The 17,778-nt window shown below is 39.5% G+C and carries 17 protein-coding genes, 1 tRNA gene and 1 riboswitch; of the genes, 7 read left to right on the top strand and 11 right to left on the bottom strand.

The features are described from left to right. Nucleotides 1-71: 71 nt before the first annotated feature. Nucleotides 72-155: transfer RNA gene (locus AX762_RS08715), tRNA-Leu, on the bottom strand. A 152-nt stretch (nucleotides 156-307) separates the two neighbouring features. Here AX762_RS08715 and AX762_RS08710 point away from each other — a divergent pair. After that, on the top strand, nucleotides 308-916 hold the full coding sequence (locus AX762_RS08710; RefSeq protein ID WP_071848760.1) for an HAD family phosphatase: 609 nt from the start codon (nucleotides 308-310) through the stop codon (nucleotides 914-916). Between the two features lie 26 nt (nucleotides 917-942). Here the strand turns inward: AX762_RS08710 and AX762_RS08705 are convergent, their stop codons facing one another. The 4 genes from AX762_RS08705 to AX762_RS08690 all read right to left on the bottom strand — a co-directional run bounded on the left by AX762_RS08705 (nucleotide 943) and on the right by AX762_RS08690 (nucleotide 5,340). Next, nucleotides 943-1,422 (bottom strand): SprT family protein, encoded by a 480-nt coding sequence (locus AX762_RS08705; protein ID WP_071848759.1) that lies wholly within the window; start codon nucleotides 1,420-1,422, stop codon nucleotides 943-945. Nucleotides 1,423-1,485: 63 nt separating this feature from the next. Further along, complete coding sequence (locus AX762_RS08700) at nucleotides 1,486-3,675, bottom strand: Tex family protein (protein ID WP_071848761.1); 2,190 nt, start codon at nucleotides 3,673-3,675, stop codon at nucleotides 1,486-1,488. Nucleotides 3,676-3,763: 88 nt separating this feature from the next. Then, the gene (locus AX762_RS08695) at nucleotides 3,764-4,588 is read right to left on the bottom strand and encodes a metallophosphoesterase (RefSeq protein ID WP_071848758.1); all 825 of its coding nucleotides are present in this window, start codon (nucleotides 4,586-4,588) and stop codon (nucleotides 3,764-3,766) included. Nucleotides 4,589-4,593: 5 nt separating this feature from the next. Beyond that, a complete protein-coding gene (locus AX762_RS08690; RefSeq protein WP_071848757.1) occupies nucleotides 4,594-5,340 on the bottom strand; it encodes a metallophosphoesterase in 747 nt (248 codons plus the stop codon). A 261-nt stretch (nucleotides 5,341-5,601) separates the two neighbouring features. On the opposite strand from AX762_RS08690, the gene AX762_RS08685 reads away from it, so the two are divergent. Genes AX762_RS08685 through AX762_RS08675 form a run of 3 tightly spaced genes read left to right on the top strand, consistent with a single transcriptional unit; the run spans nucleotide 5,602 to nucleotide 8,408 of the window. Next, nucleotides 5,602-6,465, top strand: a complete 864-nt coding sequence (locus tag AX762_RS08685) for an efflux RND transporter periplasmic adaptor subunit (protein ID WP_071848756.1) — start codon at nucleotides 5,602-5,604, stop codon at nucleotides 6,463-6,465. 14 nt (nucleotides 6,466-6,479) lie between these two features. Further along, on the top strand, nucleotides 6,480-7,187 hold the full coding sequence (locus tag AX762_RS08680) for an ABC transporter ATP-binding protein (RefSeq protein WP_071848755.1): 708 nt from the start codon (nucleotides 6,480-6,482) through the stop codon (nucleotides 7,185-7,187). After that, entirely contained in the window at nucleotides 7,188-8,408 is a 1,221-nt protein-coding gene (locus AX762_RS08675) for an ABC transporter permease (RefSeq protein ID WP_071848754.1), read from the top strand. A gap of 509 nt (nucleotides 8,409-8,917) precedes the next feature. On the opposite strand, the gene AX762_RS08670 is transcribed toward AX762_RS08675, so the two are convergent. From AX762_RS08670 to AX762_RS08660, 3 genes are all read right to left on the bottom strand, one after another. Continuing rightward, nucleotides 8,918-10,381 carry an NCS2 family permease gene (locus tag AX762_RS08670; RefSeq protein WP_071848753.1) on the bottom strand — a complete coding sequence of 488 codons (1,464 nt, stop codon included), beginning with the start codon at nucleotides 10,379-10,381 and terminating at the stop codon, nucleotides 8,918-8,920. Between the two features lie 138 nt (nucleotides 10,382-10,519). Continuing rightward, nucleotides 10,520-10,617, bottom strand: a riboswitch (purine riboswitch). A 140-nt stretch (nucleotides 10,618-10,757) separates the two neighbouring features. After that, entirely contained in the window at nucleotides 10,758-12,119 is a 1,362-nt protein-coding gene (gene gorA / locus AX762_RS08665) for a glutathione-disulfide reductase (RefSeq protein WP_071848752.1), read from the bottom strand. Beyond that, nucleotides 12,116-12,988, bottom strand: a complete 873-nt coding sequence (locus AX762_RS08660; RefSeq protein WP_071848751.1) for a glycosyltransferase family 8 protein — start codon at nucleotides 12,986-12,988, stop codon at nucleotides 12,116-12,118. Before AX762_RS08660 ends, gorA begins: the two co-directional genes overlap by 4 nt. Nucleotides 12,989-13,136: 148 nt before the next feature. Here AX762_RS08660 and AX762_RS08655 point away from each other — a divergent pair, with 148 nt between their 5' ends. Then, nucleotides 13,137-13,715 carry a chromate transporter gene (locus AX762_RS08655; protein WP_071848750.1) on the top strand — a complete coding sequence of 193 codons (579 nt, stop codon included), beginning with the start codon at nucleotides 13,137-13,139 and terminating at the stop codon, nucleotides 13,713-13,715. After that, nucleotides 13,712-14,275: a chromate transporter gene (locus AX762_RS08650; RefSeq protein WP_071848749.1), complete on the top strand. Its 564-nt coding sequence runs from the start codon at nucleotides 13,712-13,714 to the stop codon at nucleotides 14,273-14,275. Before AX762_RS08655 ends, AX762_RS08650 begins: the two co-directional genes overlap by 4 nt. Before the next feature lie 48 nt (nucleotides 14,276-14,323). Here the strand turns inward: AX762_RS08650 and AX762_RS08645 are convergent, their stop codons facing one another. Together AX762_RS08645 and rsxC are read right to left on the bottom strand one after the other, a co-directional pair. Then, entirely contained in the window at nucleotides 14,324-15,358 is a 1,035-nt protein-coding gene (locus AX762_RS08645; RefSeq protein ID WP_071848748.1) for an RnfABCDGE type electron transport complex subunit D, read from the bottom strand. Nucleotides 15,359-15,361: 3 nt separating this feature from the next. Then, nucleotides 15,362-16,687 (bottom strand): electron transport complex subunit RsxC, encoded by a 1,326-nt coding sequence (rsxC, locus tag AX762_RS08640; protein WP_071848747.1) that lies wholly within the window; start codon nucleotides 16,685-16,687, stop codon nucleotides 15,362-15,364. Between the two features lie 224 nt (nucleotides 16,688-16,911). Between rsxC and AX762_RS08635 the strand changes: the two genes are divergently transcribed. Further along, entirely contained in the window at nucleotides 16,912-17,625 is a 714-nt protein-coding gene (locus AX762_RS08635; protein ID WP_071848746.1) for an MgtC/SapB family protein, read from the top strand. Nucleotides 17,626-17,691: 66 nt separating this feature from the next. On the opposite strand, the gene AX762_RS13400 is transcribed toward AX762_RS08635, so the two are convergent. Next, on the bottom strand, nucleotides 17,692-17,778 hold an 87-nt coding region (locus tag AX762_RS13400), incomplete at its 5' end, for an IS3 family transposase (RefSeq protein ID WP_143139287.1).

Genomic DNA, 17,778 nt, shown 5'->3' with positions numbered 1-17,778 from the left:
AGTAAAAAGAGATGACATCCGAGGTTAACCTCGGATGTCATCTCTTTTTTTACAACTGTTTAAAATTGTTATGCGCACGAGAAGACTCGAACTTCCACGGGGCTCCGCCCCACCAGCCCCTCAAGCTGGCGCGTCTACCATTCCGCCACGTGCGCTTTATACTCAACAAAATTTATCATATCAATCTTTCGACCCAATGTCAATATCGTATATAAAAATTATGCTAAATGACCTACAAAATATAAGCTTATATGGTATCTTTGAAGGGAAGATAATTTCATTCTAGTTCATTGAGGAGAGTATAAATATGATGAAAAACGTAGTATTCGATATGGGAAATGTGTTGATCCGATATGCACCGGCAGATTTTATAAAGACTTTTACACCCAACACCGAACACCAGAAATTATTATTAAATGAAATCTTTTACGCTGATGAATGGCAGCAATATGACCGAGGGACCATTACAAAAGAAGAAATTATCGAGAATGCCTCAAAGCGTCTTCCCGAAACGCTTCATGCATCTGTTTCAGTAGTAATGGATACCTGGTATAAAGAAATGACGCCTATTTCAGAGATGGAAGATGTCTTGAAACGATTGGAAGCGAATGGCTACCATCTATACTTATTTTCAAATGTGTCTCAGGATTTCCACCAGTTCAAACATATTATTCCTGGACTAGACTACTTTGACGGTCTGTTTCTTTCTTCTGACTGGAAAAGTATCAAGCCGGAAGAAGAGCTTTACCGGGATTTTTTCACTCACTTTGATCTTGAACCTTCTGAGTGTTTCTTTATTGATGATTTACCCGTGAACATTGAAAGTGCCGCTAATCTTGGCATGGATGGTCATGTATTTGACGGCAACATTTCAGATCTTGAAGCTCATTTCGAAAAAGCAGGTATTAATTTATAATAGACAAATAAGACAGCCGTTGATTCTTAGTCAACTGCCGTCTTATTTGTTTCTACTTTTCCAATTAATTCAAATCTGCCTTTACACTTGGCACAAACAAATTTAGCTGTATTGAATTTTCGCTGCCTTTGAGTAACGCTCCCGCATTTTCTGCATCGATACTGCCAGTATTTTTTTGGCTCTTCTGGTTCTTTCAACGATGGCGTATAACGTAAGCCCTCCACTTGTTTCAGCAAATCTTTGAAGGCTTTATCCTTGTGCTGGAACCCATCTCCACTTAAGTGCAGATGATAGTGACAAAGTTCATGTTTGACGACGCCAATGAATGTTTCCAGTCCCGCTTTTTCTAAAACATGGGGATTAAAATCCAGGTTATGTGAACCCAGATGATAGCGTCCACCTGTTGATCTTAAACGCTTATTAAATAAAGCTTGATGTCTGATTGGTCGATCAAAGTGATTCAGTGAAACATCCTCGACTAATTTTTGCAATTCAATTGTTTCCATAGAAATGTTCCACCTTGGATAGAAAAAGAGGTCAGGAGAAACTCCTGACCTGACTAATTCTCTTTATTTATTTTTTTTCGTTTTTTCAATCATACTAAGTGCGATGCGTCCTTTTTTCATATCAACAGAGTCGATCCAAACCTTGACGATATCGCCTACAGCCACGGCGTTACTTGGGTGTTTGATAAATGAATTGCTCAGTTTCGATATATGCACCAAGCCGTCCTGTTTCACCCCGATATCCACGAAGGCACCAAAGTCGACGACGTTTCTCACGGTTCCTTCGAGTTCCATGCCTTCTTTCAAGTCTTCCATTGACAACACATCTGTACGCAGGAGCGGTGCCGGCATGTCGTCACGCATGTCCCGACCCGGTGCAACCAAGGCTTTTTTGATGTCTTCAATGGTTTCTATGCCTAAGCCGGTTTCTTCAATTATTTTCTCGTCATCCACTAGTTTAAAACGGGCTTCCAAATCTTTCGAGCCGAGACTGTCTTTATTCAGTCCAGTCAGTTCGATGATTTTTTCCGCTTCTTTATATGTTTCCGGGTGAATGCCGGTATTATCAAATGGTTCTTTGCCATCCGGGATACGCAGGAAACCAACGGATTGTTCAAAGGCTTTAGGCCCAAGACGCTTGACTTTTTTAAGTTGCGAACGGTTCGTGAACTTGCCGTTTTCTTCACGATAGGTCACCACGTTTTCAGCCGTTGTTTTTGTCAATCCTGAAATATGTTTAAGAAGGGCCGCACTCGCGGTGTTCACATTGACACCTACTTGGTTAACCACGACTTCGATGACAAAGTCCAACTGATCACTCAGTTTCTTTTGAGACACATCATGCTGATACTGACCAACACCGATTGATTCCGGATCGATTTTAACCAGTTCAGCTAACGGATCTTGGAGACGTCTGGCAATACTGACGGCACTGCGTTCTTCGACTTGTAAATCAGGAAATTCACGTCGTGCTTCCGGACTTGCTGAATAAACCGAAGCGCCTGCCTCATTGACAATCACATAAGCTACTTTTTTATCGACTTCTTTGAGGGCGTCAGCGACAAAAGTTTCTGATTCGCGGCTCGCTGTCCCATTACCGATGGCAACAGTGTCCACGTCGTACTTATTAACCATGTCCAGGAATTTCCCTTTCGCTTCACTTCTCTTAGCAGCTGATGCGGGTTGGTGTGGATAGATAAGGTCAATCGCATGAACTTTTCCTGTCGCATCGATGACAACTAATTTACATCCCGTTCGGTAAGCAGGATCTAATCCTAAAAGCGTCTGATCTTTTAGAGGTGCCTGCAGAAGAAGGTTACGCAGATTTTCTCCAAAAACATTGATCGCTTGCTCTTCTGCTTTTTCTGATAAATCACTTCTGATTTCTCTTTCGATCGCCGGTCCAATAAAACGTTTATAGGCATCAAGGACCGCTTCTTTGACTTTTTCCGTTGCTTCTGATGAATCTCGATCAGGTAATTCCTGACGCACCATATAACGGTTGATATAGGCTTCATCCACGTCAATAGACACAGAAAGGATTTCTTCCTTCTCGCCACGGTTTAAAGCCAGTATACGGTGTGAAACAAGCGACTCGAGTGATTCTGAATAATCGTAATACATTTCAAAGACTGCTTTTTCGTCCGCTTTTTCATTTTTCACTTTTGAAAGGATTTCACCTTTATTATACGTGTATTCACGAATCCACTTACGGTAGGTTGGATTATCCGAAATGTGCTCAGCTATGATTTCGTGGACACCCACCAAGGCATCTTCAACTGAAGTCACATCCTTTTCTTCATCGATATATTTTTTTGCTTCAAGCGCTAACGAGCCGCTTGGGTAAGTTAATACCCACTCAGCTAGGGGTTCCAGTCCCTGTTCTTTTGCAATCGTTGCTTTCGTACGGCGCTTTTGTTTATATGGACGATACAGATCTTCCACACGCTGCATCTGGTTCGCTGCTTTGATGTCTTTCTCAAGCTCAGGCGTCAGTTTACCCTGCTCTTCAATCGAAGCTAGCACGTCCGTTTTACGTTTTTCCAAGTTAGTTAAATAATTGTTGCGCTCTTCAATTTCTCTAATTTGCACTTCATCTAGTGAACCTGTTGCTTCTTTACGGTAACGGGCTATAAACGGTACGGTATTTCCGTCACCAAGCATGTCGAGCACAGATATAATTTGTTTTTTAGAATACCCTTTTAAATCCTTGATCAATAAATTCATTACGTGTTTATTTTCTACTTCTGCCAAACCATTCATCTCCAATACTTTAGTTCATCCTATCTAGTTTATCATAAAATCCAAAAAGAGCGAATCCTCTATTTTGGATTCACCCTTTTTATAGGTCGAATGTCACTAAACTTTTTTCCAGTTGATTCTTTAATCGCTTGTCTGTCCAGTGTTTACTGCTACCTAAACAGGGAGAAATGTAGGTTCTCTTTGTATCCTGGACAATTTTTCTAAAGTGCACATGTCCCATGATACTGTACTCGATTGTTTCAAAATCTTCATAAACTGCCTCATAAGCTTTGGCACCTAAAAAGGCATTCGCATAATTGTAGATTCGGTGCGGCAACGGTACAACAAAGTCACTATGTGTCGCGATATGCGTCATCAGGATGATTTTTTTATGTTTCACCGTTTCCAAATCTTTATAGAGCTGTTTCAGCATATCTTGACTCACCTCTTTATCGCTCTGATTCCAGTTCACGAAATGGAGATCGTTCCAGGAAGCAAAGCCGTATTTCTTTTTCTCAAACTGGGCTTCGCTGTACTTGTCTTGATTGCCGTAGCCGTAGTCATACCAGCCGGGTGTCCCGACAATGGCCCATTCATCATTTAGGTTGTATGGCCTTCCGACAAGCGAATACTCTTGCTTGTTAAAAAAATGATTGATTTTATGCGTGTCACTTGAATCAGTTTCTTTTTCCCAGTAGTCGTGATTTCCAGGAACAAACTTGATAGGAATGCGAGTAAGTTCTGTCAATTTTTGTAAAAATTCATGACTCTTTAAATAACTATTGGAAATATCTCCGGCGACCAACAGAATATCAATCGCTTTCACTTTTATCATTTCAGAGAGTGTTATCACAGTTGTTTCATTCGCTTCCATTTCCCATTCGTTTCTATCGATATGCAAATCAGATAAAGTACCTATTTTCATTCCTATTATAATCCTTCCCTCAAGTATTCAGAAAAAGCATATCCTTTGTTTTCTATCTTGTAATGATCAACTATGCCATTCTTGTCAAGTACGAGCCCATGTATTACCCCACCGTATACCGCCCCGCCATCAATACCAATTTTTCCATCACCGGATTGCCAGATATCTGTATTGTACTGTTCATTATGAAGCATCGCCGTAACGGTATGTCCAAAGACAAAAGTTTTACCCGTATGATTCGGTTGATCGTAAAACCCTTCTCTGATCCAGACATAATCACGTTTTCTGGAATCACGCCAGTCGTCTAATGTTAAATCAACCCCGGCATGAACAAACACATAATCTTCCCATTCATACGTTAAGGGTAAAGATTCGATAAACGGTTTTAGCCAGGGGACTTTAGCCAACATGCTGGCCGCAAGTTCAACTGGGTCATACTTTTCTGCTTCAGTCTGTAAGAACGTTTTAATCGTTACCATTCCGCCATTCATTTCATAAGTTGCTGCGGAATACTTCGGATTATTCATGAAATTCAGAAGCATTTCTTCATGGTTGCCTCGTAAACAAATAGCCCCATGACCCTCAACTAATTCCTTTGCCAATTCGAAACAGTCCTTAGGATTTTCTCCTCTGTCTCCCAAATCTCCGATCAGGATCAACTGTTCTTCATTCGGCTTCCAAAAACCCAATAATTGTTTGAACATTGTGATTTGACCGTGCACATCACCGACAACAAAAACTTTATCTTTCATTAAGGGGTCTCCTTTCTCATTCACTTTTGTCTCCCACGTCTTTTCTAATTGTATTAATAGTTTACCACATATCGATAAAACTCTCTAAACGTACCTCTCTATTTATTGTTCCATTCATACATTAACGTTAAACTCCACCTTTAAAATGTGAAGATTTCATGATTTTCATTCCATATTCGTAGCATATACGTTTCACAGACTGTATAATTAAATTTGTGAATTATTATTTAGTAATAGGAAAAGAGAAAGGACGCTTTAATTATGAAAGGAAAAAAATGGATAGGATTGATACTCTTTTTAGCTTTCGTCGGCTTTGTCGGCTACAGTATTTACAGCAGTCAGCAAGAAGATAACACTGTAACTGTTAAAACAGCTGAAGCAGTTGAAGAAGATATCACAGAAACAGTGGTCACGTCAGGTATAATTGAACCGAGTGATACACAAGAGATCATGGGACAGGGCCTAGTCACTGAACTGACTGTGGCTGTCGGAGATATTGTTGAGGAAGGTGAAACCCTTCTGTCCTATATGGACGGCACAACGTTTGAAGCCAACTTCGATGGTACGGTTACTCAAGTGAATGTTTCAGAAGACGAAGCGGATACGAATGCTCAGCAAGGTCGTCCGTCACTTGTCATTTCAAATCTGAACGATTTACACACTGCACTTCAGCTATCACGTTCAGATTCAAGTGAAGTCGCTGTCGATCAAGCGGTGCTTTTAACTTACAATGACACCGAATATGACGGAACCCTTTCAGAAATCGATCCTATCGCCACGCAACAACAAACACAAACGGGTCTATCTACTCAGCTAGGTGCTGAGGTCACTTTCGATTCAGATACCACAGATTTAATTGCCGGTTTTGAAATTGACGTTGAAATCATTGTTGAATCAAAAGACAATGCCCTGATCATTCCGGTCGAGGCGCTTAATTATGATGAAAATAATGAGCCATACGTTTTCATCGTTGATAATAACGTTGCAGAACGTGTAGCCATTGAAACAGGTATTCAGTCAGAAGCTGATATTGAAGTCGTCAGTGGTCTGTCTGCAGGCAATCACGTTGTTCTATCGCCCAGTGCTGAGTTAGAAGATGGTCTTGAAGTCGAGTTAGACAATTAGAAGGAGGATATCTCGTGATAGAAATTACCGATATAGACAAAATATATCGTTTGGGTGGAGAAACTATCAGAGCGTTAGATAAAGCGACTCTCTCAATTCAAAAAGGAGAATTCACCTCAATTATGGGTCCAAGTGGGTCCGGTAAATCTACGTTAATGAACATAATTGGATTGCTTGACCGTTTCGATAGTGGGAGATACTTACTCAATGGTACTGATGTCACTGGTTTATCTGATTCTCAATTAGCTGGAATCAGAAACAAGGAAATTGGTTTTGTTTTTCAATCATTTAACCTGATGACACGTATGAATGTTCTAGAGAACGTCATGCTCCCACTCGTTTATGCTAAAGTCCCTTCCAAAGAACGAATTGAACGAGCAACAGAAGCGCTGGAAAAAGTCGGTTTGGGTGACCGGCTATACCATTTGACCAATGAAATATCCGGGGGACAAAAACAACGCGTTGCCATTGCGCGTGCGATGGTCAATAAACCGTCTGTCCTGCTGGCTGATGAGCCCACAGGAAATTTAGATTCTAAAACGACGAAGGATATTATGCATGTTTTCCAGGATTTAAATAAAGAAGGCACAACCATCGTTATGATAACCCACGAGCCGGAAATGGCTCAGTACTCCAAACGTATCCTTCACTTCAATGATGGCGCTATTATTGAAGACGAACTAGTCAAACCCAAACAGCTTCCTAAAGCGGGGGTGGAATAAATGTTTATCAAAGAAAACTTTAAAATGGCATTAGACAGCATCTTTGCGAATAAAATGCGATCGTTCTTGACCATGTTAGGCATTATCATCGGCATTTCTTCTGTTATTGCAATTTTAGCTGTGGGGAACGGTGCCGTTCAGGAGATCACTGCAACCTTTAGCGACATTGGTGCAACAACAATCAATTTGACCGCAAACGATACGGATGAATCATACGAAGCGCTGACCCAGGATGACTTAGTCTTGCTGAAAGACTCCATAGATGAGATTCGCTATATTTCTCCAAATCAGCAAATAACGGGAACAGCTGCTACTGACATGGCATCACGGCAGGCAGTCGTTTCATATGGGACACCAGATTTGCAATTTTTAAGTCAAGCGATGAGTTCTGATTTGATTCACGGACGTTACTTTAGTCAGGTCGATTTTGACGAAAACAATGATGTCGTCGTCATTGATGAAGATGGTGCTGAGGCTTTGTTTGGTCGTACCGATGTTATAGGTGAATCACTGCGCATGACTATCGCTCAATCTCGTCTCGATTTACGTATTGTGGGTGTGGTGGAAGGTTCTTTTGCCAATATGCAAGGAGCCTTTGATGCAGACCAGATTCCTCTATTCATGTCTTTGCCTCAGTCAACTTTAGGCCAAAAAGTTCCGCAATTTTTAGGGATGAACTCAGCGACCATTCAAGTAGAAGATACTGAACAGATCGAACCTGTATCTAATCAGGTCGTCAGACTTTTGGAACTTCGTCACGACGCTGTAGGAGAAAACATTTATAATGCGCGAAACTTCCTGCAGGCACTCGATCAGGTGAACAATGTTCTGAGTCTGTTTATTAACTTTATCGCCGCCGTGGCAGGTATCGCTTTACTTGTCGGTGGTATTGGTGTCATGAATATCATGCTGGTTTCGGTAACCGAACGAACACGGGAAATCGGAACACGTAAAGCCTTAGGTGCAACAACCAGAACCATCTTGATCCAATTCTTGATGGAATCTATTATTTTAAGTTTGATCGGTGGAATGATCGGCCTGACCTTGGGTATTATCCTTTCTAACATCGTTGCTGGCGCGCTAGATATCGTTCCTGTAGTCACACTGGGAAGTGTCGCTTTAGTGCTTATCTTTTCAACTGCAGTGGGTGTCTTCTTCGGAATGTACCCTGCACGCAAAGCGGCTCACTTGAATCCAATCGATGCTTTAAGATTTGAATAAGGTTAGTCAAAAATTTATAAAAACCCGGAAAATCAGTTTTTCTACTGATTTTCCGGGTTTTTCACTTTGTTTATCATGTATTCGGTAGGTTCAGTTGCTGTTATAGCGTCAAAGTGTCAAACTTGATTCAACTTCGGTAGTTTCAATTTTAGTTAGCACTTGTAACTACCGAATAGCCCCTTCTTCGACTCTTTCAAAAGCAATTTTTATTTCTAAGTGTCGAAAAGGGCCCAACTTCGGTACTTTGAATCACAATCCTTTTCTGTAACTACCGAACAACTTCATCTTCGGCACTTACAACGGTAATTTCTTTTTGAAAGTGTCGAACCTTCCCTCATGTTCGACACTTTCAAAAAAATAAACATTTGAGACCGAATTTTTCTATACAAAACCGCAATATTCTTTGCAGTTAAAATATTACGTTGTTCTGAATTCCATTTTTTCGCATACTCTATAAAAAACGAGTGGATCCCTTCATAGGCATCCACTCGTTTATAGGTTTATTCTTTTTAGATTAATCCAAGTACCACGAAGTTGAAAATGAATAAGGCTGTGGTCGCCCATAATACTGGGTGAATAACACGTACTTTACCTTTAACCACTTTTGTAATAATGTAGAATAAGAAACCTGCGGCAATACCATATGAAATACTATAAGAGAATCCCATAAATATTGATGCAAAGAATGCCGGAATCGCTTCTTCCAGATTATTCCAATCGATTTCTGAGAATGCTGACATCATTAGAATACCCACAACGATGAGAGCAGGCGCAGTAGCTGCACCTGGAACAACTGACATAACCGGTGAGAAGAAAGCCGTTAACAGGAATAGTGTCCCTGTAGTCAAACTCGTCAAGCCAGTACGTCCACCGGCACCAATACCAGCAGCACTTTCAACAAATGTCGTGACGGGTGAAGTACCTAATACCGCTCCGACAGACGTAGCAACAGTGTCCGCAAGCAACGCTCTTTCCATCTTAGTGTTCAAGCCATTGCCTTTATCCATTGCTTTTTCATCTTCCAGTGTAAAGATACCTGATTTTCTCCCCGTACCAATAAAGGTACCGATCGTATCGAAGACGTCAGTTAATGTAAAAGCAAAGATAGTTATGAGTATAATAGCATAACGTGAAGGGTCGGCTAATAACGAACCTAGTCCCTCTGACCCGAATGCTGCTCCGAATGTCGTTCCTAACTCACCAAATGCTGATCCTAATGAATTTGCTGGATTACTTAAGCCGGATAAATCCGTCACTCCCATTGGAATACCAACGATAGTGGTGAACAAAATACCGATTAAGATTGCCCCTTTGACTTTAGCGACCATTAAAATAATAGTTACAATTAAACCTATCAATGCGAGTATTGCGTATGGATTAGTAAAACTTCCGATATCCGGTATAATACCGCCCCCGGTTACGACTGTATTGATGGCACCATTGATTTCCATTCCTGCAGTGTAAGGCTCATTGTTTATAGATAAAATCGATTGTCCTTCTGATGTGAATGATAATAATTGCGCATTTTTTAGACCGATATAAGCAATAAATACACCAATACCTCCGCCGATAGCATGCTGCAGTGATTCTGGTATTGCATGAATAATCATTTTTCTGATTGATGTTATTGTAATTAAAATCCCTACGATACCCGTTAAAAACACCATGAACAAAGCCTCTTGCCATGTGAAACCTAGTGCAAAAACAACAGTATACGTGAAGAATGCATTCAAGCCCATTCCTGGAGCCTGAGCATACGGAACATTAGCATATAAAGCCATAATAAGTGTCCCTACAGCTGCTGATAAAACAGTGGCTAAAAATACAGCCTGCGTTGGCATACCTGTTAACGATAGTATTTGTGGATTCACAAAAATGATATAAGACATAGCGAAAAATGTCGTCAATCCGGCTGCAACTTCTGTTCCTACTGTGGTGTTGTTTTCTTTCAATTGAAAGAACTTTTCTAACAAAGATAAAACCCTCTTTCGTATTTTTTCTCCATTCGCACGGAGTTACTACTAAAGGTTATCCAACAAAGATAACTGGGTTATTAACATGTAAATGATAAAAAGACGGTTTCCCGTCTTTAATCAACTACATCATAAACAATACTTATTGTTTAATCTAATAGTCAATCCTTTAAGGGGATTGGTAGAAACTATAGCCCATATCGCTAAATTATATTAGATAACGCTTATTAAGATAGCTCAATCATAGTGCATCTCACATGGAAAAGCAACAAAAAACACGAAATTTAAAGAAAATCCGTCTAAATCGTTCGCTTTTAGACTAAAAACGAACATTTAAATGGTTGTAAAGGGTTTAAAACCCATTAAACACGTACGATCACTTCATCGTGACAAATTCTTCAGCAGCCGTTGGATGAATAGCTATTGTGCGATCAAAATCTTTTTTAGTCGCTCCCATTTGTATCGCCACAGTGAAACCTTGAAGTAATTCATCCATTCCTTTGCCTATACCGTGTAATCCGACTACTTTTTCATTTCGCCCAACACAAACAAGTTTCATATACATTTTTTGTCTATTATCCGTAATCGAACTATGCATCGATGTGAACTCTGTTTTATAAATTTTAATAGCTTCTTCCGGGTATTCATCTCTCACTTGTTCTTCTGTCATACCAACTGTTCCAATAGGTGGATGCGTAAATATAACCGTCGGAATATTATTATAATCAAGGTACTCATCCTTCTTATCATTGAAAACCCGTTCAGATAAATACCTTCCAGCAGCAATCGCTACAGGGGTCAATTCTGCTCTCCCCGTCACATCACCCACTGAATAGATATTGTCTCCGGTTGTGTTCTGGAAACGGTCCACTTCAACGTACCCACCCGGATAAAGGTTTACTCCAGCAGCTTCTAGATTTAATCCTTTTGTGTTAGGTACTCTGCCGGTTGCCCACAACACTTGTTCTGTTTCGTGTGTCGTTCCATCTTCAAAATGTAAACAGAGGATCTTGGAATCTTTCTGTTCAACCCTGATCACCTTTTTATTAACATGAATATGACGCCCTTCGCTTGCTGATATAGCCTGAAATCCCTCGCATATTATAGAGTCAAAATTGTATAAAGGAGCCGGTTTTCGAACGAACAAATGAGTCTCTACACCTAATGCATTAAAGATCCCACTCATTTCAACGCCAATATACCCTCCACCAATTACAGCGATACTCTTTGGCAATTCTTCTAAACGAAACACATCATCTGAAACAATGCCTAGATCGCCACCGGGAATACTTAAACGTTTCGGTTTCCCTCCAGTAGCAATTAAAATATGACTGGCTGTAATTTCCTGACCGGCGACTTCTACAGTCGAATCGTCTATAAATGTGGCTCTTCCTTTTATAAGTGTTATATTGTTCGAATCCAGACCTTTTTTATAAGCTTTATGTAGAAACGAGATGTACTTTTCTCTATTATCCATCATCTTCTTATAATTAAAGACAGGTTCATGTTCCAGTTCGATACCATAATCAGTTGCGTAAGAATGAATTGATTCCATCATTTCAGCGACATACCACATCACCTTTTTAGGTACACAACCCAAGTTGACACATGTCCCTCCGAGTTGATCTTCTTCAATTAAAGCGACACGTGCCCCATGCATGGCTGCACGATTAGCAGAAGCGATCCCTCCACTTCCACCGCCAATTACTAAATAATCATAATCATAATGTTTAGTCATACTCTACTCCCTTTTACAAATATTGGTTGTTCGTTCCCTAGATTGTAGGCTCTTCGTTCAAAGTCAAAATAATAGTTTCCTAGTGTGTACTTATATTTTTCTCGTTCCTTCCATGGCTTATGTTTGCCGGAATAATGAATAAACACAACTTCTTTTTCAATCATTTGGAGATTATACTTGTTAGGAAAAAGAATGTTTAACTTTTCATATACTCTAGGATTCATGTTATACATACGCCAATCTTCTTCTTTTATATCATTGACGTAAACCAAGTTAAAGATGTCCTGATCAGGTAATATGAGCACAGCTTTATTTTCTCTTATTGCCTCGACGATCCTATTTGCGTCCCCTACTTTTCGTAGCTTTTCCAAATTCATCAATACCACTCCGGAATTAAAATAATCATCGGATTCAAAGTTTCTCAAACGTAAGTTGTTAAAAGGCTGAACCCATTTTGTTTTATATTTATAATTCGTCGCAATAAAGGAATAGCCCTCAAAGGATTTGTTATAAAAAGGTTTGATGTCATTCATAGCAACAATGTCTGGGTCAAGGTATAAAATGCGGTCTATATCATTCGGTAATATATAAGGAGCAAACATCCAGAGATACATTTCCAAAGCGTAGTAACGCGTGATGGCCACTTTATCTGATGATTCAAAATGATTTTTACTGTAAATAGCGATCAGTTCATTATCTCCATCACTTTCAATATATCGCCTTAAATCTTCTAAAGATCGCTCACTTATTCCAGCGTGTAATAAATACATTCGAAAAGATTCATTCGGATGATTTTCTACAAGCGATCGAATCATTACTTTTAAAGGATAGATATAATTTTCATCTAGGGAAAATAATAAATTGATCATCTTGACGCCTCCAAATTAACACATTCTAGATATTATTATACCGGTTATTGAATAAAAAAACACACAAATGGTATTAACTGTTTCTTTTCCTTTTAAAGACTCCCAAATTCTACTATAATAAAAGACGGTATACAAAGGAGAGAAGAAAATGGAAAAGAAAGATTTATATATCAAACTCTTTAAATCAACGTTTTTTTTAAGTATGTTTACTTTTGGTGGAGGTTACGTCATCGTTCCACTGATGGAAAAGAAATTTGTGAATGAATTAGGGTGGATCAACGAAGATGAAATGCTTGATCTAATTGCATTAGGACAATCCGCCCCCGGACCAATCGCGGTCAATACGTCGATATTAGTTGGGTACCGAATGGCAGGTGTTCCTGGTGCCATGGTAACAGTATTAGGTACTATCATACCTCCTTTATTTATCATGACTGCCTTAGCTTATATTTATTTAGCTGTAAGAGATAACGCGATCGTTAACAATGTTTTGCTCGGGATGCAGGCAGGTGTTGCCGCAATAATCGTGAACGTCGTCTATAACATGGGGAAAAGGGTTGTAGACCAGAAGAAACTTATTCCAGTTTTAGTTATGATCGCCTCATTGATTGCAGGAATTATTTTTCAAGTTAATATTTTATGGCTCTTGTTATTCTCGGGTATCATAGGTGCAATGACAACAGTTTGGGAATTGAAAAACAGTAAGAATAAGGGGGATAACAAATGATTCTTATCGAATTACTCCTTAGTTTTTTCAAAATAGGACTATTTAGTTTTGGAGGAGGTTATGCCGCTTTACCCCTCATTGAACAAGAATTGATTCATGTCCAAGGTTGGATTACCAATCAGCAATTCATAGATATTTTAACGCTTTCTGAAATGACTCCAGGACCAATAGCCATCAATGCCGCTACCTTTGCGGGCAATCAGATTGCAGGAATATCGGGTGGCGTCGTTGCGACCATCGGTGTGACACTTCCTTCAGTGATTATCGTCCAAATATTAGCTTATTTTTACTTTAAATATAAAAACATCACTATGGTGCAAGGTATCATTCAAGGATTACGACCAGCCGTCGTTGCATTGATTGCTTCTGCCGGATTAACTATCTTTTTAACTGCCATGTTTGGCCATAGTGATTGGCCGCTTGATTTGGCAGAACTCAACTGGATTTCTGTTATTTTCTTTAGTATAGCTATTTTACTGATGCGAAAATATAAAGCCAGCCCTATCCAAGTCATCTTGATTACTGGTATAGCCGGTGGACTTCTATATACTCTAATATAAAAAATGACCGAAGCAATGGAGATCTCCACTGCTTCGGTCATTTTTTTATTATATGGTATTTTCACTTTGACGATTAAAGCTAACTTGTGGTCTCATTTTATGTCCGTAAATACGTGGCATCAATTTATTATCAATAAATGGCGCTAATACATTCATAATTAGTATAGCATAGCCTACTCCACCAGGATGATCGAGTGTGATCCTAAAGAATGCGGTTAATACCCCACAACCGATGGCAAATACCGTTTTCCCTTCAGGAGTTAATGAGCCTGAACTGTAATCGGTGGCCATATAAGTAGCGCCAAAGAACAATGTTCCCGTTAATGCATGTGTCATCATGAAATCAAAGTTAAAACCAGTCCATAATCCCATAACGACTACTGTAGTTAAAATATATAAAACAGGAATCTTCGGATTAATTACACGTCTAAAGATTAAATAAAGCATTCCGATTAAAATGGCAAATTTAGAAGTCTCCCCAATATTACCACCTAGATTAAAGCCCATGAATAGATCGAACAATCCAGGTACTTCTTCAGCCACAGTTCGTGCACCGTCACCAATGTACTCTAGTGGGGTCGCTGTCGAAACTGCATCTACTCCTCTATAACCACTTCCAAAAAATCCAGCAGGGAGTACCCAATTGGCCAGCCAAGGTGTAAAGAAGGCTTTTGTTGCAACCCTACCAGCTACTGCGGGGTTAATGTAATTCTTACCTATGCCACCACTCATCTGTTTTACGATAATAATTGCGAAAGCAGACCCAAACATGATCATCCATATAGGCGCAGTTACAGGTAAACTTAAAGCAATCAAAAAACCTGTTAATGCCGCACTATGGTCATGAATCTTAATCGGTTTATAGGTTAACTTCTGATAAATAAATTCGGAGGCTACAGCGGTAGTGATCCCAATAACGATCATTCCTAATACCCACCAGCCAAAGAAAAATGTTGCGGCAACGGCGGGTGGGATCATTGCGATTATGACCTGATCCATTACCCATGCCGACGTTCGTTTACTCCGTATGTGTGGAGATGGACCTACGCGTAATTTACCTTTTATATCAATCGCTTGAGCCATTATTTACCCCTCTTCCTTTTGTTTTATCGCAGCTTTTGCTGATCTGATATTTTCTAAAAGGGGGATTTTTGAAGGACATATGAAAGAACAGTTCCCACACTCAATACAATCCATCGCACCTAGTTTTTCTGCTTTTTCAATGTTTCCTCTTTCAAATGCATCACTAATTAGAATTGGTTGTAAACTTACCGGACAAACATGGATACATTCAGCACACATAATACAATCCTGCTCGTCTCCAATATTAGCTTCTTCAGGGGTCAAAACGGTAATAGCTGTCGTTCCCTTGATAATAGGAACGCCTAAATCAGAAATTGCCTTACCCATAAACGGTCCGCCGCCTAAAATTTTCCCTGGCACTTCTATGAATCCACCACAATCTTCGATAAGCGAGTCCATGGGTGTTCCAATTTTAACTCTCAAGTTTTTTGGGTTCTTGATCGGTGTTCCTGATACAGAAACAACACGTTCGATCAATGGCTCTCCAAACTCACAAGCTCTATAGCAGGACCGGATAGTTGAAGTATTCAGTACGACACAACGGACTGCGGCCGGAAGACCACCTGGTGGTACTTCTCTTCCTGTCACACTTTTAATCAAATTCTTTTCAGATCCTCGTGGATACATTGTTTTAAGCGGACGAACACTGATGTCATCATAATCAGCAGATGCGTTCTCTAAAGCTTTTATGGCATCTGGTTTGTTGTCTTCTATTCCAATGTAAATATGTTTCAACAATGGAAATAGTTTTCTTGATAGGTTGATACCTTTAACAATTTCATCGGGATGTTCGACCATCACTCGATGATCAGATGTAGAATAAGGCTCACATTCTGCCCCATTAATGACTAAGGTATCTACAGTCATACCAGGTGGTGGGCTAAGCTTAACAGATGTTGGAAACGTCGCTCCACCCATTCCTGCTATTCCCGCTTTTCTAACGGTACCCAGTATATCGTCTTTAGACATATTCTGAGAATTACCGGGTTCGACAAGCAGTTCTGCTTTTGTATAGTTATAGTCGTTTTTCACTATAATACAGTCTGATTCACCACCAACGATCGGTCTTTTTTCTAACGCAATAACTTCTCCAGAGACTGAAGCATAAATATTCGCAGACACAAATCCTCCTGCTTCAGCAATTAATTGTCCTGCTTTAACTTTGTCCCCGACTTCGACTACTGACTTGGCTGGCGCCCCGATATGCATTGAAACAGGAAAAACCATTATTTTAGGCACTGAAGCGTCTTCTATCGCTAACTTATTTGTACGCGACTTGTTTTCTTCCGGATGAGACCCTTCGTGTTTACCCATGAACGAAAAACTCATGAAAAACATCCTTCCTACTTGCTCGATTTTAAATTCATTCATATATGTAACTAAATTGTGACGTTTTCACAATGAAATAGTATTTTATTTATAATAATTTTAGTATACAACATTTTAGTGAAAGATGAAAGTATTTAGATATGGCTTTTACAAAAGTTTAAAACTTGTATTTCATGCATTTATTTATGATAATAAGGTTAAGCCATATGGAAAAGAGGGATAGCATGTCTATTAGCCAGTTGGAAATGTTTATGCGATTATTATTAGCCGCATCAGTGGGAGGAATTATTGGTTTTGAAAGAGAACTGAAGGGTCGAGATGCTGGAGTCCGCACACATACTCTGGTCAGTTTAGGGGCAGCTATCCTAACCATGACACAGCTTGAGGCGAGTAGCTGGCTGTTAGAATTCGCGAGAAACAATCCGGAATTATCTCACGTCTTATCTTCCGACATCACCCGTCTAACAGCTCAAATCGTTAATGGAATTGGCTTCTTGGGTGCTGGAACAATTATTGTAAGCAAACGAACGGTTACCGGTTTAACAACTGCAGCTTCTATATGGGCTGTTGCCAGTTTGGGAATAGCTGTTGGTATGGGTTATTATTTCATGGCCATAGCGAGTACGTTCATTATGCTGATTGTATTACGAATAGTGAAAAGCTTATTTAAAATAGATCGGACAAAACAATTAGAAATAAAGTACAAATCTCGTGATGAGACCTTGAAGTTTCTAAATAAAAGTTTCAAAGACAATCATATCACTATTGTGTCAACGGATCATTCCATTACTTATTTTGAAGATGGTTCAACTATCTGTGAAGATCTCTATACATTACATTTACCCGTCAATTTTAATATGATGCGATATATTTCCAATGTTGGCACTTATAAAAATATTATGAAAATCAATACTATTAAAACTAGATTTGATAACTAAAAAAGCACGCAATATCTTTTGAATGTTGAATTACTACCTTTAAACTAGACACTTAAAAAAACGATATTATGCAGTCCATAGAAGATGGTCCCGATAAGCTACGGGGGTCATCTTCTTTAATTTTTTTTGATAACGATCATGATTATAAAATAA

It is taken from the genome of Alkalibacterium sp. 20 (assembly GCF_001885615.1).
Classification (GTDB): domain Bacteria; phylum Bacillota; class Bacilli; order Lactobacillales; family Carnobacteriaceae_A; genus Alkalibacterium.
This window is presented reverse-complemented; position numbering and strand designations above follow the sequence as displayed.